Genomic DNA, 15333 nt, shown 5'->3' with positions numbered 1-15333 from the left:
TTCTTGTTCATAGTCCATAACAAATCCCCTTTGCACGTATAAGATGATATCAGGACGAAGGCGGCGATAATCATGGAAAATGAGCGGAAGGAACTTTTTGGCGCGTGGATTCAGGCATCCGGAACCACTCTTGCGGCAATTGGAAGCACCCCTTTGAAGAATTTTACCGAAGGCCAGCTGACCAGCTTTAACCTGTGGGGAAACGAGCTTCAGGCTTTGGGTAATGCACTGATTGCAGACAGTGAGCTCTATTTTACAATGGAGAAGATTGGAAAACATGATCCAGTCGGCAGGGAATATTACGGTGGTTGCGGGCATTCTTCTTCCTGTGAATGAAGAAACGGAACAGGTGCTGGATATCAAAGGTAATCTGATGCAGGCACTAGGAGGCAGCGCCGTCCTTAAAGATACTTTAGCAAATGATCATTCCGTTGAGTCACTCTACCATTTATACGGAAGCCTGCTTCAAATCATCGGGAATTCAATGCAAGCGATCTCAGGCATCATTGAGCTTCAAGGCGGGGAAGGGAAAAATATCAATACAGCCGGGAGCTGGATTCAGGCTACAGGCTCCATTATTGAGGCAGTTGGTTCCACAATAGATTATATGGATGAAACTGGGTGAAAAGCAGAAATATTCTTGTTTCCTTAAAAATAGCCTGGGTAAATTTATAATACCTTTATTAGGTAATCCAGCATTCGAGGAGGTATTTTTACATGGCAAAGAATCAGGAAAATGGAATGGAACGTGAGGAATATTTCAAGGACCGTGCCGGTACAGTTGATGCACGATTCCATGCTGTGCCTCATGACGAAAAGGGTTGGGCTGTAAAGAAGGAAGGCCAGGATGACCCAGAGCTTACTACTGACTCAAGATCTGAGGCTGTGAGTGAAGCAAAACGAATGGCTGAAGATGCTGGCACGATGGCTTACATCCACGATAAGGATGGAAGAATCGAGGACCAGTTTAAATATAACAATTAGCGGACATTTTAAGCAGGACGCCATAATCTACTCAAATGGCAAATATCTCTAACAACCTATTAAAATAAGCGAAGCCTTGCAGATTGCTGCAAGGCTTTTTACAATTAAGCTTTTAAAACATCATGATCGACATAACGCTCACCGTTCAGTTCACTGATGACGTTGATGGCAACCTTCGCACCGTCTCCAGCTGTGATGATTGTGTGCATGCTTACGCCTGCGCATGTGCCTGCAGCCCAAACGCCTTCAACATTTGTTTTACCAGCAGCATCGACATCAAAAATTGTCTTGATTCTTGGCTCTGTGCCATCCTTTGTTGCAAGACCTGATGCTTCAGCTACATCCGTCATCATGCCTGACGCGATGATGACATGCTTTGCTTCATACTCGCCGCTTTCCGTTACGACTTTAACGCCGCTGTCTGTTTTGCTGACAGAAGTCACTGTTGTTTCAACGAACTCAGCACCAAATTTTTTCGCCTGCTTGATGCCAGTTTCTACTAGGTCAGGACCTGCGATTTCAGGAGCTCCGTAGTGGTTCTCCATCCAGGCACGCTTCGTTACACTTTTATTGTTGTCCAGCACGACTGTTTTCTTGCCAGCCTTTGCTGCGAAAATCGCTGCGCTTCCGCCTGCAGGGCCTGCTCCAATAATTGCTACATCATACATAGGAAAATTCCTCCTTTTCTCTATTTCATTATAATCATATCAGATATCCTTCTATAAACGAAAGTTTTAAAACTAGGAGTTTTATCACAAAAAAACTAACCCAATTGGATGAGCTACTCCAGCTTAATTCGCGGGTCAACCATACCGTAGAGGATATCGGAGATCATATTTCCAATGATCATGATGGTGGAGAACATCATCGTCAGATTCATTACCATCGCGTGATCCCGCATGTTAATCGACTTGATGAACAGCTGGCCGATGCCTGGATAAGTAAAAATTGTTTCAACAATGATTGCACCATTCACGATGTTGACTAAATCAATTCCCAGAAAGGTGACGATTGGAATCAGGGAATTTTTTAAGATATGGACATTGTAAATTCTCTTTTCCGATAGCCCAATGGATTTTGCCGTTCTGACAAATTCCTTTCGACTGTTTTCCACGATATCATCTCTCAGAAATTGTGTGTATGTAGCTGTCCCGACAATCCCCAATACAGTTGCCGGCAAAATGAGATGATGAACCCTGTCCAGCCAATATTCCCATGTCCCTTCAGGCACAGTGATATCGACTGAGCCATTGGAAGGAAACCAGTTCAGCTCGAACGAAAAGAAATAGATCGAGTAAACGGAAACAACAATCAACGGCAGGGAAAGTCCAGTATAATTCAACCCACTGATCAGCCTGTCTCCCATTGTATTAGGGTTCCGGCCAGCGTACCTCCCCATGAAAAAAGACAGCACATAGGTAATCAGCAAGGATACAATTCCGAGAACAAGGGTATTGGTCATTTTTTCCCGGAGAATCATCGAAACGGGCACACGATAATACGACGACATCCCCAGATCGCCCGTCAGAAAACTGACAATCCACTTTTTATATTCCACCCATAGAATTGCAAGGTCATAGTCCGTCCCCATCACCCTTGGCATCATCATGAACAAAAAGAAGACAACCATGGAGGTCAGCAGCAAACTAGGAATGGCGATCATGATTCTTTTAAAGGAAAAAATCAATACTTTCATGGTAAACCCTCTCAAACATCAGCTGTTTTTGATGATGAAGAATTTGGAACTAGTCAGCATCCACTGGCTGTTCCAGATTCTTTTTTCGTTACCTTTATTTTACTGATGAAATACATATTTTCATATACTAAATTATTAGAGTGTTTTTCTAACCATATATATGCCAGCTGAGAATATGTTAAATTAAGAGTATGATTTGGAAAAATTGAACTATTAAACGATTGGAGGAGGGCTTATGAGAGAACTATTTGAGCCAGGTACAGAAAATGTCTTTCAGCTATTTTCCAGTGTTCACCTGTTTACGCTCGCGGCTTTCCTGTTTATTATCATCATGCTATTCTTGCTTCGCAAAGAGCTGAAAAATCCAAGTATCAACCGTATTACACGAGTTGGATTATTTCTTGTTTTGATCATTTCTGAAATTAGCCTGCAAGCATGGCTTTGGTGGAGCGGCAATTGGAGCTACCAATATTCACTCCCCCTTCATCTGAGCAGTATTTCACTCATCCTATCCGCCATTCTACTTTTAACTAAAAGTTATAGATTATTTGAATTCACCTATTTTGTCGGAGTCGGCAGCGCGCTGCAGGCAATGATCACGCCAGACATCAGCCTGTACACCTTCCCCCACTACCGCTATGTCCATTTCTTCATATCCCATGGAGGGACGGTGTTTGCCAACCTGTTCATGGTGTTTGTGGCTGGATACAGGCCGACCGGGAAATCCATCTGGAAAGCATTTCTCTGGCTGAACGTCTATACACTCATCGTCTTCATCGTCAACTTTTTGATCGAAGGCAACTATATGTACATTTCCGAAAAACCAGTCAACCCGTCGCTGATTGACTATCTCGGACCATGGCCATGGTATATCCTTTCATTAGAAGCCATTGCGCTTGTTACATTCTTTATTTTGTATTTGCCGTTCTGGGTGTCTAACAGAATGAAAAAATTAAAAAAAGCATAAGCCTGCCATTTGGCAATCTTATGCTTTTTTTCCTATAAAACGTGACGTAAACAAATTTATTTTCAAAGAACAAAGCATAAAGTTTCCAACCCTAAATACCCAAGGCTTTAATTACTACTTTTCAGCTAATAAACGGGCATTTATTACATATAAAATAAAAATACTTTTGAAAATAATAGGTATTATCATACTTTAGGAAACATAAGAAAATTTATGATTTATCATTATACTTGTTCATTTCCAATCTATCCCATCAGAACTTCATTTTACAGGACAAGAAGGTAAGCCCCAAGAAGAATCGATAATACGCCAATCATTTTTTTCTTAGTCACCTTTTCATCTAACCATTTAGAAGAAATGATTAACGTCCAAATATACGTGATTGACGTTAAAGGAAAAACAACTGTATAGGGAAGTAATTTTAGTACATATATATTTATAATCGCTGCTGTTAGATACAACAACCCACCTAGGCTAAACATAACTACAAATTTAGTACTAATTAACTTTTGCCCCGCAGTAGCTAGCTTAAAACAAAATCCCCCAAGTGCACCAAGAATAGTCATGAGAACAATCATTAAAAATGGTGTAATCATTCTGTTTCTCCACCCATAATAATTGATCCAAATATTATGAATAGTATTCCCACATAATTGATTAAGGATAGCGCTTCCTGAAGGAACCATTGTCCAAGTAAGATAGCCAGTACATAACTTATACTCATTAGCGGATGAAGGACAGACAGTTTTCCATAACGAAAGGCAACCATCATGGTAATGGCACCTAGGCCATATAATACAAGCCCTAAAAATAAGGACCAACTAAGTTGTCCTTCTGAGACTTTCCAAAATAGCTGACCAGTTGATGTACAAACTGCTGCCAGTATCATGAATATTATACCTTTTTGATTATTTTTGAAGGCAGAAAGATTAGCTAACATTCTTACTTTTCTCCTTCTCGGATAGAAAACTATACAAGATGATTATGACCATGACTAACGTGGTCCCATACAAATAACGATAACTCTGAGCTGGAACAGCAACAAATATACTCATGATATTTAGCATGAAAGGTAATAGAACCAATAGAGATTTCATCCCAAACCTGAGATACGCGATATATCCAAAATATAAAGCGATAAACATATGAAGTGCAGGTCTCCAAATGACCATTTTTACTACTCCTTCTGTTTTTGAAACCTCAAGATATTCGGTCATCATGTTCCGAATATTTTCACTTACTGTTATTCGTTCAATTCCATATTTATTCTCATGAATATATGTTACATAGGTTGATTGTTGTCCAAGACCTTCTGGCTCATTTATCTGCCATACAATAGATGTTTGCTTTACAAAGGCGTCTATAACTAGGGTTGGATTTTGCAGGCTAACACTCCACCAAACCTTTAAATATTCATTAAATCGATTAGGGAATATCGCTTCACGATTGTATTCATCGGAAAACTTTATAGGATCTGATGTATATGGGTGGTAATACTCCTTCCACATAGCTAAAGGAAAGATTTCATTTATGTAATTCTTTTGACCCTCTGTCATTATACCATCATGGACAATGACGTTAGCTAGCTGTTGAGATGGAATACTCAACAGCTCATTAGGATCCGAATCCCTTACCTTCAACGCTTCAAAAATCGGCCCAGTGTATATAGAATGAACAATAACAATACTAAGTGTAATAGGTAATAATTGTTTCCACTGTCTCCAATAAGCTAGAAATAAAAACATAGAAAACACTAGAAACACCGGGAATCCGTTATGTCTGAAGAAAATTAAGCCTAATGAAGAGAAAATAAAAACACTAATATTTCCACTTTTACTGATCCATCTTCCTTTCGAAAGGACCATCTCAATAATGTTCATAGTAAATAACAAAAGAAACAAGTTATAAAGAATATCCTTCCAAACGGTAACTGAGTAGATTCCGTTCATAGGTAGCAGGGCTAAAACTATAGCTACTATATATAAGATTTTCCGTGGAACCCCTCGTAACTCAAAACGATATAGACAATAGCCAAAGATCAGCACCATTAAAAGTATTTGAAATCCAGCCACTATAGCAGGTGAATCAATAATTTGTATTAACGTTTCAATAAGGAGAGTATACATGAGGGGATGCCAGTTATTATAAGGCGCCCCATGTGCTTGCCCCCATTGCGCAAAAGAGTCAGGTGTTAAAACCCCAGGAAAAAACGCAATTAAATAGAGCGGAGCAATTAAAATAGTTGGCAATCCATAGATTAGGATTCTGAATTTACTGATTTCCAGCTCCTTACTTTCGACTTTATACCTTAAAACAATGGTTAAAATGGCCAATAATATGAAGTTTACATAAATAAACCCCAATAGAAAGACAAGGAGATATAGAATAAAATGATTACCTTGTAGAAGTAATTGTTCTCCTTTTGTGCTAACTAATAGAAAAATGGAAAATAGGGATATTATTATATAATTTCCTATCGTATACGTAGATAGATTTTTGTTTACAAAATGAATAGCTATAACTCCGACTAAGAAAATGAACACGTAGAGTATCCATTCCTTTACGTCAAAAAAATAACCTAAACCTAAACTAGCCAAAGCAGAAAGAAAAATAGTAACTAGAAACCTTGTTTGATTATTCATCACTATTCTTCACCAATTTACTATAAATTTTATTTAATTCTAACTCATATTGCTTTTTGTTTACTGAAGCAACTGTATCTAGTATTAATCCACAACTAAAAGAAAGCATAGATAAAATAACTAAGCCTACTGCTAAAATAGCCGAAGGAACTTTTGTTATATAATGAGTTTTCAAGAACTCATAAATAACTGGTGTTCCCACAAGCAACCCAAAAACCAGAAAAATTAATGCCCAAATTAAAAAAAATAGAAATGGCTTATAATCTTTAAATAAAATAAAGATCATTTTCAAAACTTTATAGCCATCTGAAAATGTATTTAGTTTTGATTCACTGCCTTCTGGTCGGTCCCTATAATCAATTGGAATCTCTTTAATTTTAAATCGTTTATCCAGTGCATGTATACTCATTTCAGTTTCTATCTCAAAGCCAGGACTTAAAACTGGCATGGACTTAACAAACAAGCGGTCGAATCCGCGGTATCCAGTCATAATATCAGATAATTTACTACCATATAATTTATTTATTAATCCTTTTACAAGGTTATTTCCTAAACCATGGAAGTTACGTTTATTTTCCTTATAATATGTTTGGTTTGATAGCCTGTCACCGATGACCATATTCGCCTCTCCTGATTGAAGAGGTTTTAATATCTCATGAATAAATTCGGCAGGGTAGGTATCGTCTCCATCCACCATAATATAATAATCGGCATCAATTTCTCTGAACATGGATCTCACAACATTCCCTTTACCTTGTAAAGGTTCCCTTCTTACAATAGCACCATGTTCGGTAGCAACTTCAAAGGTACGATCTGTTGAATTGTTATCATAAACATATATATCAGTATGAGGTAACTCTTTTCGGAAATCATCAATGACTTTACCAATTGTTTTTTCTTCATTGTAACAAGGTAATAAAACCGCTACTTTCATAAAACCACCCGTTGCCCTTCTTTAAAAATTCACCAAATCCTATTTTAGTATACATATTGTTTATAAAATGTAAACTTATTTTAGTGTAAGGAAAAAAGAGTAACCGTCCTGTCTGAAAGTTACTCTTCTTAGAAATTCGCTGTGGAGAACAACAAGGGGCCAAACTTTCTTTTTAAAATAAACCTGAATTCCCCTATGTTAACTTTTGTAAATTTATACTTAATATTAGTTTATCACGTAAAGCATTCCATTCACAAAGTGAAGCATATTTTTGGGATATTTTCTTTAGGCACTTTTCTCAAACTTTGTTGCTAATGACTACATAATAGAAGAAAATGAACTATTTTTTCTTCGCAAAGTAGACTCCTGAAATGAGGAAAGAGCATTCAAACTTAATACCGACCTACAAAATGGCTTTATATTACGTTATTTAAACCGCTTTATGATACTAACAACAATCATTACGGAAGCAGCCTTCCTTTATGTTAAATTATCGACATAAACTTTTATCGTAAAACAAATATGTATCCCTAAAGGACTCAGATTAACTCCAATAAAAGCACCATACTTTTATTAAATTTATAAAATATAGCATTAAAATATCCTGAAATAAAATAAAGCATAAGCTTCCCAATCGGAAAGTTTATGCTTTAAGTCACATAAAAAATGTGACTTAAACTAAAAGATTGCCAAGGAATAAATCAATTACCTTCCAACCCTTGATATGGCGGAACTTCTAAAGGTGATGGCATATCTTTAAAAGCTTATTTGGGTAACCCAAAAACAAAATTATATATATTTTTCTTGTTTTTGGTTCTACAAGGCATTTTTTTACTTTATTTTTTTGACTTAGGCAAGCTTTTGATTTATTTTGGAGGATCCTCAACAAAGGTTCCATTTATTCCATTTTCTCCGTCGACACAAGTTGCATAGTTCTAACTTGAATTATCTTCCACTAGGAAATTGCTCAAAGTAATCCTTAATGGTGGAATAGTTACGAACTGAAAGAAACTTATCTTTTTTGTGTTGCTTTTTCTTTAAATGACACCAAATAAAAAAATATAGTTATAGCCTCTGAGTAGAATTTTTACGCGTATTGAATAATATTTTGACTTCTTGTACTCTTATGTGGTCCCATACATAACTCATACTGATATCCATTACGAATTTTCATTGTGGATGTTACTGTTAAAGTACAAGTTTTATTCAGTGGTATCTTATTAAGATTGAAATTACCGATTCTTATTCCAGATATGTTACAATAGCCACTATTTGTTGCACTTTTTATCACTAGTTTTTTTGTAGCTTGGTCAATTGTTTGGTCAAGAACATTAATCTCAATTATAGCCTCCTGGTTCCCGGAAGCATTACAACCTCTAATAACGTTTGTAACCGAAATAACAGGCCTTAAGTTTGAACTCTCTATGTATTTTTTTGAAATCTCAGTCTCGATATGTTTCTCAATTAAGTTAATCGTACACTTAAATAAATGAATAAGTAGTGTCATCTGTTTTGAATTTAACTGTTCACCAATTTCCATCTTATACGTATGTGATATTGTATTTCTTAAATCTACAACAAGTTGAAAATAGCCACTTACAGATCCTGAAAGTCTAGTTGAAATATTTGTATGAACAGGAATGAGGCCAGAACTTTTTAATAAGTTAACTATTTTCTCAATTTCTTCGGAATCATCGATTAATGAAACCAGCGGATTAATATCAAGACCTACAATAGAAAATAACTCTGCAAATTCAGTCCAATTAAGATTATTAGATTGACATAAAATTTCTTTCTTTACTTTTGTATCTTTTATATCTTTTAAAAATTCCTTAGAAAGATATGATTTACCAAAACTTTTCTTTAAATATCTTTTTATAAATTCCTCTGTATGCAATATATACTCGAAGTCTGAATAAGTGTCATAAATCTTATTTTTAGCATATGTTTCCCAAATTGTATAGAGTGATAAAATGTAGTTTCTAATTAATATTTTTTCCAATCTTTTTGATGGATATTTCCGTTTAAGTTCTAATGTTTTTAGTAATTCATCCAATGTCTCAAAAGCAACTTTCTTACTCATTAGATAATTCCTCAATTAAAAAATTATAAAATATGTCTATCCTTGCTTTTACATTTACCAAAGCTGTATATTTTCCGTTAAATTGGTCCTTATTTTTTTTAAATAGACCATATTTTTTAGTTGCATTTATAGCACCCTTCCGACGAAGCACCCCCAAATCATAACCTTCATCTAATAATTTAGACACTGATTGCATTACAGTATCGTATACCATTTTTTCGAACTTACCTTTATTACTCTTGATGAATGCCTTATCTCCGTATATAGCATGCACGTTTTCAATAACATTCAAAAAATATTCATATGCTTGTTCAACTTGGTCTTCATCAAAATTTGTTGCTACATTTTGATAGTTGTCGAGGGTTACTTTAATTCCTCTTTTGTAATTACACTTAATAGCACTTTTGAATGCAAAAAACCTAAGAATCATTTCTCTGTCTTCCATGCGGATGAGTTCATCCTCAGTATTCTTTATCATAGATTTAAATATCTGATTGTTGGCTATTTCATTTACCATATTATTAAAAGGAGAAGGATGTAGTGCGTTTCTAATTTCTTGTGGAGATAATTCCATCCCCCCCGTGTTAAGTCTTTCAAATACAAATTGTTTTAACTCTAACTCTCTTTCTTTTCCCTTGTTCGATTCTTTTAAAATTATTATTGCAGACAAATAGCGTCTGTGGATTAAATTTCTTAACTCCTCAGGTAAGTCGCTATATGTATATTCATTTATTTCACTCCACAATTCCAGTCCCTCTAGCTTAAATTCATTATTAAAGAAACTTATTATTGTTGAAATTCTTTGGAGCCCATCCATTACTTCATATTTATTATAGTCTGTCTCATAGAGAAAAACGGGAGGTATAGGAACATTAACCAAACAACTCTCTATTAATTTTGATTTTCTTTTAATATCCCACACTCTTTTTCTCTGATATTCTGGATTTAAATTGTAATTAACAAAAATAAGCGGTAAGTTTTCTAAAGGATACCTCGCTTGATCAATAAGAAGGTTATACTCACCATGCAATGCTTTATTGACTAAATACTCCCGGTTAAAAGAAGTATTTGTTGATATTTCTTTTATATTGAAAACATCAAAAATCTCTTCCAATTTAAACTCCTCCTTTAATGGATTTTCTAAAAATAATATTAATGAACCTAGTGTTGCAGTCCCCCCACTTTATTAACTTTTCTTTAATTATCTTCCTATAGAGGTAACTTTATCAATACGCATTTCCAAATAATCTAACGATTATTTTTAATATTTGTTATTCCTAGTTGTAAGGGATCATTTTTTCAACTCTTTCACAAAATCACCTGAAACTGAGGAATAAATGGAAATACAAAGAAACAGCTTCTTTACTTAGATTAAGTTTCTCTAATTCCCGGTTAACGCAATAAGGGATTTGACCTTGACAGGCAATAGATAATTCCTTAAGGAAGTTACAATTTCTTGCTTCCCTTTAAAACTTAAAGTTAAATCGCTGCTCTACTTTACTTAGCTATTCTTCTAATATTCCGTACACTTTTAGTCATCTTTTCTTTTATATTTTCAATGCAAATTGATATTTTGGTTGGCTTCTTGTAGCATATTCATATAGGAGCACCTCACTCCATATTCGAGGGTTGATCCCCCGTCCGATTTCTATTGCTAGTCCAGCTGGACCAGCATAAAAAAAGTGAATTTTTTCATACCCATTGGCTTGGAAAATTTCTTCAGTAGTATCTTTAATTACTTCCTGAATGATTTTCACATCTTCTTTGTAGAGAACCCTTTTTACACCAGGACTCGGAATCCCAATTTTTAAAAAATCTACAGGCTTTCCTAACGATTCCTCCATATCTTTCTTATGAATCGTCCCACTAACCGATACAGCAACAGCTAGTTCATTGCTTCCTTTAGAAGTAAAACTCTTATCTACCTGAACTCTTTCTATTCCTTTCGGATTTTGGAATTCAGAAACCCAAACTTCCCTTACCCGATCATATTGGTAAACAGTTAACGGAACCGTATCCGTTAAAAGAAAACCCAAATGAATGAGAAGCGGTATAGGTGAAAGAGGGAATACCTCTGCTACATTGGCCTCTCTTTCCCTTACTTTCTTCTTAAATTTCGAGTATATTGCTTCATTATTTCGCTTTGCCTTCTCCCAAGATTCATACGTATAATTAACAAACTCCTCCTGATCCTCTACCGCCTCAATCATGATAAAAGGGGCTTCTCCGCCTTCGAACGTAAGCTCAGTTAAAGGCGGACCCAATTTTTTATGTATCAAAGCTATGCTTTTCTTCTTCTTATTCCCAGACCATGAACGGACCCAATCTTCATGATCTTTTTTCATTTGAAACAACCTTTCAGGAGGAAATTCATTTCTAGTATGCTTATCATCTATCAGTTTTGAATGATGATAGCACATTAGCATAAGATTCCTGACATCCTCGAGTGTCTCAAAATTATATATATTAGCATGTTCATGCCTTGCTGACCCTTCCGCATGTCCGATAATATGAGCGACAATGCCTACATTTGTTAATGCCCCGTTTGTAGAAGCGACCAAGCGCTTCCTGCATTTCTCAAATGAGCATAACCCTCCAGAAACCATCCATAAATAATTAAGTTCTGCTTGAGACAGTGACCTTCTAGATGGTTTTTTTCGAGGTTTTTCTTTCATTTTCCCATCCGCCTTCCATACAAGCAATTTCCCCTGTTCCACATTTACCGTACCAGACTTTTATCTTTTCAGTTCCAACAATAATAAAAAATAACGAATCCGTCTCGTAGAGTAAACTTAGATTCTCCCTCCAGCCTCGCCGATCTACTGTAGAAGGGAGAGGCACTTTTTCAGGATGTGTATGCCATTCTCCTAGATAAAAACAGCGCCCCTCATATTCCTCCCAAAGAGCATTAAAATATTCCTGGTGCCCTTTTTGAGACCGGATAAATCTGTGCCGCTTCCTTGTATCCGTTGGATAGGGTTCCGAAACCTCATCAATGATAAAATGATTGTTTTCTATGAGAATCCTCCCGATCAGAATCCCGCCTGCTTCGCAATCATTCTCATTGCTCTGTTGATATCCAAGCATTTTTTGAATGGCAGGTTCACGAATAAATAGTGTCCTGCCATCTGGTAAATTAAACAATAGTTCTTTCATGACATTTTTCTACCTCCGCTACAAACAGGACAATTAGGATCCTTATACAGGTACCTCTTATCAAAAAGCTCCTCTGCTGAGAAGTCGAATCTCCTGGTTGTAAGAAACCCATTCTTTATAAATAAATTCTGGTCTCCTTTCCATGATAAAAGGGGATTGTCCTCTTCTTGGCCTATGAGGGTTTTTATAGCGATTTCTGTAGCAAGGATTGCTGTCCTTTCACTATCTAAGAAACTGTATGGAACAAAAGTAGAGCCACATCCTGTAATTGCCTTTGTAAATGATTGGTTCGGTTTAGCAAAAGCAGAACGGTTCATCAAGGGATCCCCTTCTTCAGGTTTAAACAGACATTGATAACAGCCATTCCGATTGTTGTTATGTGAAACAATTGCGTGTCCACCAATACCAAGAGGTTCTACCCAAGTGAAAATTGTTGGAATATTTTTATAGGCGAGAAAACGATTTATTCCCATTTCAATATTCGGGCTACCTATGGCTACAATCACTAAATCGACTGTTTCCCAATCGATATTTCCTTCTTTTTCAACTCTGTCCCATCGTTTGGGGATTGGTTCAACAGATGTGAATGGGTACTTTCGATTCAATTCGTCCATTAGTGCGTGGACTTTGTCTTTCACCTCTATACCTTTTTTACTTTTTATATACACATGCTCGCTCCCGAGCGGGTGGCGGTGAATATTCTCAAGGCTATATGTGTCGTTGTCTATTAATGTTAACTTTTTCACTCCTGCTTTTGCCATCCTTACAGTGATTTCACCACCAACAGCACCAGTTCCGACAATTACAACATGTTTATCAATAATGGAAGCTTCGCCACCAGTTCGCTCGATGAGATGTTCTTTGTTCCAACGTTTGATACTCAAAGGATAATTTTTTATTCCTGCCGGCTTCTGAACAAATGGGTGAATCTGAAGATCAGGCATCTGCCTTCCTTTCCTATCTCTCAGTTTGCCTTTGTTGGGGAGGGTCATAAGTGAACCAAATAATACATGGCCGCCTTCTGGTAAAGGAACACCCAAAATAACACATTCCCCTCCCACTGAAACATCACCCGGGATACTTTTTCGTGTTATCTTCCGAAACCGCTTCCAGTTGTCGGATGATAGGTTAGATAAGACTACCTCTTTCAGCATCTTAAAATCCCATAATTCACCGTATAAAGGCGGAAGTAATAAAGGCTCTCTTTCAAGGGGTAAATAGATGCAGCGTACTTTGTGCCCGTCCTTAATATTTACTTTAAACAAACTTTCAACTACCCTTGTCAACCCTTCTTCTTTCTCCATTGCAATCATTGCAAGTCCCTCTTCCACCGGGACCACCCAAAAATCAAGTTGTCTGACATAATTCAGTTCGGTGTTTATGTTCCCAAAAAGGGTTCCACAGCCTTTCTGCCTTCTCCAATAAACTTCAAATTCTTTAAAGAAATCTATACGATTTATACCGTTTATCCCATCTTCAATAAGCTTCAAAACTTTCTCCAGACAGTTAACTAAAATAGAACCTGGAAACCGTTCATCGAGTATTAAAGATTCGTTTCTGGTATAGCAAAAGAACCCATCCGATTCTTTATGCGGTATCGATCCAAATAAATTTTCAATGTCGTAAAAGTCCGGAAGTTCTGCAGGAAAGCGAGGCGGAATTCCAACCCGGAGTTTCGCCTGCTTGCCATTAATGGTTACTTCGATATCATAAGCAACCCTACAGCCCCTAAATTCTTTTGGATCAATGTCATCTATTCTTTCATATCTATGGAATAGGGTCTGATCTAAAACTTCCAGTTCTTGTTCCAAGCTGTTTAGAATTTCCATCCCCTTGACTCCTTAGGCGGATTCCGTGCTTGGCAGAACAGCTGGTGCAACAGACCTCTTTCCTGTCATAGGACGGGGCGGAACTGGAAAATCATCGCCAAACTGCTTTCTTAATATTTCGCACGCGTCTGTTGGATCGCTTTTCGCCTTCGCCTCTTCCAAAGCATCAAGGAGACACTCCAGTTTTTCCTTGAATGTTACCATCTGTTTATTAGTCATTAGCTCAAACAAGTTAGGCCACGGTGATACTGGCAATTCGACATTTATCCTTGGATAACTGACAAGTTCTCCTCCTTCAACCTCATAAACAGTCTGGAAACGGCTAATCATGCTTCGTATAAGAGAAATAAGAGCATCTAAATCCCGATAGGTAACCTTTCCGTTAAAAAGATCAATATCTTTTTGGATATCAAGCCAATGATATACACAAGAGGTTAGAGCAATACCAGACGGTTTCCCAGTAGCGCTTTTAAAATTTACATCTTTCCACCTTTTTAGATACCTTACAACACGGCGGAACTGCCTCCGGTCGTCCTTATCAGTTAGATGATCCCTAATCTCTTTTATTAAATCTTTAGGATTGGACTCATCCCAGTATTTTTCTTCCCTTTTACTCGTTGTCTTTCCTTTTGCAAGATATACCTTGCAGTTTTCATTTGTGGCTGAATATACTGTTACATCCACGTGATAACCGGCAGCATAGGTTACTGTCACACAAGGGGTTTTCATTTTCACATCCTTCGTATGGCCTTCGAGTGCCTTGAACACCCATTCTTTTGCCTCAACAGGTCCGGCATCCTCACGTGACATATCAAACCATAACCCAACGTCAATATCGAAATCCCCATCAAGTGGTTTAATTCCTGTGTTCATAGCATACGATCCTTGAGTGAATACATCAAAAGACTTTGCCTCTTCAGGCATGCAATCCCTAAGTCGCTTAAGTATGATTTCTCTCTTCGAAGCAAGCTCTTCATTCTCTTCTTTTAGCTTAATAGCTTCGTGGAAACTTATGAACTGAGTCTGACATAAAACCATATTA

Annotated in this window: 16 protein-coding genes; 4 read left to right on the top strand and 12 right to left on the bottom strand. The window is 36.8% G+C overall.

From position 1 onward, the window contains the following. Positions 1-72 precede the first annotated feature (72 nt). The 3 genes from TY49_RS23925 to TY49_RS11510 all read left to right on the top strand — a co-directional run bounded on the left by TY49_RS23925 (position 73) and on the right by TY49_RS11510 (position 984). Positions 73-336, top strand: a complete 264-nt coding sequence (locus tag TY49_RS23925; protein WP_052442171.1) for a DUF6944 family repetitive protein — start codon at positions 73-75, stop codon at positions 334-336. Further along, a complete protein-coding gene (locus TY49_RS23920) occupies positions 278-625 on the top strand; it encodes a DUF6944 family repetitive protein (protein ID WP_198135614.1) in 348 nt (115 codons plus the stop codon). The genes TY49_RS23925 and TY49_RS23920 overlap by 59 nt, the downstream gene beginning before the upstream one ends. Before the next feature lie 92 nt (positions 626-717). Then, positions 718-984: a DUF2188 domain-containing protein gene (locus TY49_RS11510; RefSeq protein ID WP_041966055.1), complete on the top strand. Its 267-nt coding sequence runs from the start codon at positions 718-720 to the stop codon at positions 982-984. A 104-nt stretch (positions 985-1088) separates the two neighbouring features. On the opposite strand, the gene TY49_RS11505 is transcribed toward TY49_RS11510, so the two are convergent. Together TY49_RS11505 and TY49_RS11500 are read right to left on the bottom strand one after the other, a co-directional pair. Further along, complete coding sequence (locus TY49_RS11505; protein ID WP_041966054.1) at positions 1089-1652, bottom strand: FAD-dependent oxidoreductase; 564 nt, start codon at positions 1650-1652, stop codon at positions 1089-1091. Positions 1653-1765: 113 nt separating this feature from the next. Then, positions 1766-2680 (bottom strand): ABC transporter permease, encoded by a 915-nt coding sequence (locus TY49_RS11500; RefSeq protein WP_041966053.1) that lies wholly within the window; start codon positions 2678-2680, stop codon positions 1766-1768. A 235-nt stretch (positions 2681-2915) separates the two neighbouring features. On the opposite strand from TY49_RS11500, the gene TY49_RS11495 reads away from it, so the two are divergent. Beyond that, complete coding sequence (locus TY49_RS11495) at positions 2916-3647, top strand: YwaF family protein (protein WP_041966052.1); 732 nt, start codon at positions 2916-2918, stop codon at positions 3645-3647. 266 nt (positions 3648-3913) lie between these two features. Here the strand turns inward: TY49_RS11495 and TY49_RS11490 are convergent, their stop codons facing one another. From TY49_RS11490 to TY49_RS11445, 10 genes are all read right to left on the bottom strand, one after another. Beyond that, positions 3914-4243, bottom strand: a complete 330-nt coding sequence (locus tag TY49_RS11490; RefSeq protein WP_041966051.1) for an EamA family transporter — start codon at positions 4241-4243, stop codon at positions 3914-3916. Further along, a complete protein-coding gene (locus TY49_RS11485) occupies positions 4240-4587 on the bottom strand; it encodes a DMT family transporter (RefSeq protein ID WP_041966050.1) in 348 nt (115 codons plus the stop codon). The genes TY49_RS11490 and TY49_RS11485 overlap by 4 nt, the downstream gene beginning before the upstream one ends. Further along, positions 4577-6289: a DUF6020 family protein gene (locus TY49_RS11480; protein WP_052442169.1), complete on the bottom strand. Its 1713-nt coding sequence runs from the start codon at positions 6287-6289 to the stop codon at positions 4577-4579. Before TY49_RS11480 ends, TY49_RS11485 begins: the two co-directional genes overlap by 11 nt. Then, on the bottom strand, positions 6282-7223 hold the full coding sequence (locus tag TY49_RS11475; protein WP_041966049.1) for a glycosyltransferase family 2 protein: 942 nt from the start codon (positions 7221-7223) through the stop codon (positions 6282-6284). The genes TY49_RS11480 and TY49_RS11475 overlap by 8 nt, the downstream gene beginning before the upstream one ends. Before the next feature lie 1087 nt (positions 7224-8310). Then, entirely contained in the window at positions 8311-9306 is a 996-nt protein-coding gene (locus TY49_RS11470) for a hypothetical protein (RefSeq protein WP_041966048.1), read from the bottom strand. Next, the gene (locus TY49_RS11465; protein WP_052442168.1) at positions 9299-10420 is read right to left on the bottom strand and encodes a DUF262 domain-containing protein; all 1122 of its coding nucleotides are present in this window, start codon (positions 10418-10420) and stop codon (positions 9299-9301) included. The genes TY49_RS11470 and TY49_RS11465 overlap by 8 nt, the downstream gene beginning before the upstream one ends. Positions 10421-10853: 433 nt before the next feature. After that, entirely contained in the window at positions 10854-11981 is a 1128-nt protein-coding gene (locus TY49_RS11460; protein ID WP_041966046.1) for an SAVED domain-containing protein, read from the bottom strand. Further along, positions 11950-12462, bottom strand: coding sequence for a Mov34/MPN/PAD-1 family protein (locus TY49_RS11455; protein ID WP_052442167.1), 513 nt, complete (start codon positions 12460-12462; stop codon positions 11950-11952). Before TY49_RS11455 ends, TY49_RS11460 begins: the two co-directional genes overlap by 32 nt. After that, positions 12459-14291, bottom strand: coding sequence for a ThiF family adenylyltransferase (locus TY49_RS11450; RefSeq protein ID WP_041966045.1), 1833 nt, complete (start codon positions 14289-14291; stop codon positions 12459-12461). Before TY49_RS11450 ends, TY49_RS11455 begins: the two co-directional genes overlap by 4 nt. Before the next feature lie 12 nt (positions 14292-14303). Beyond that, complete coding sequence (locus TY49_RS11445) at positions 14304-15329, bottom strand: nucleotidyltransferase domain-containing protein (protein ID WP_041966044.1); 1026 nt, start codon at positions 15327-15329, stop codon at positions 14304-14306. Positions 15330-15333 lie beyond the last annotated feature (4 nt).

The organism is Mesobacillus selenatarsenatis SF-1, assembly GCF_000813125.1.
GTDB classification, from domain to species: domain Bacteria; phylum Bacillota; class Bacilli; order Bacillales; family Cytobacillaceae; genus Mesobacillus; species Mesobacillus selenatarsenatis.
The sequence above is the reverse complement of the archived record's forward strand: the minus strand, read 5'-3'. Positions and strand labels throughout refer to the sequence as shown.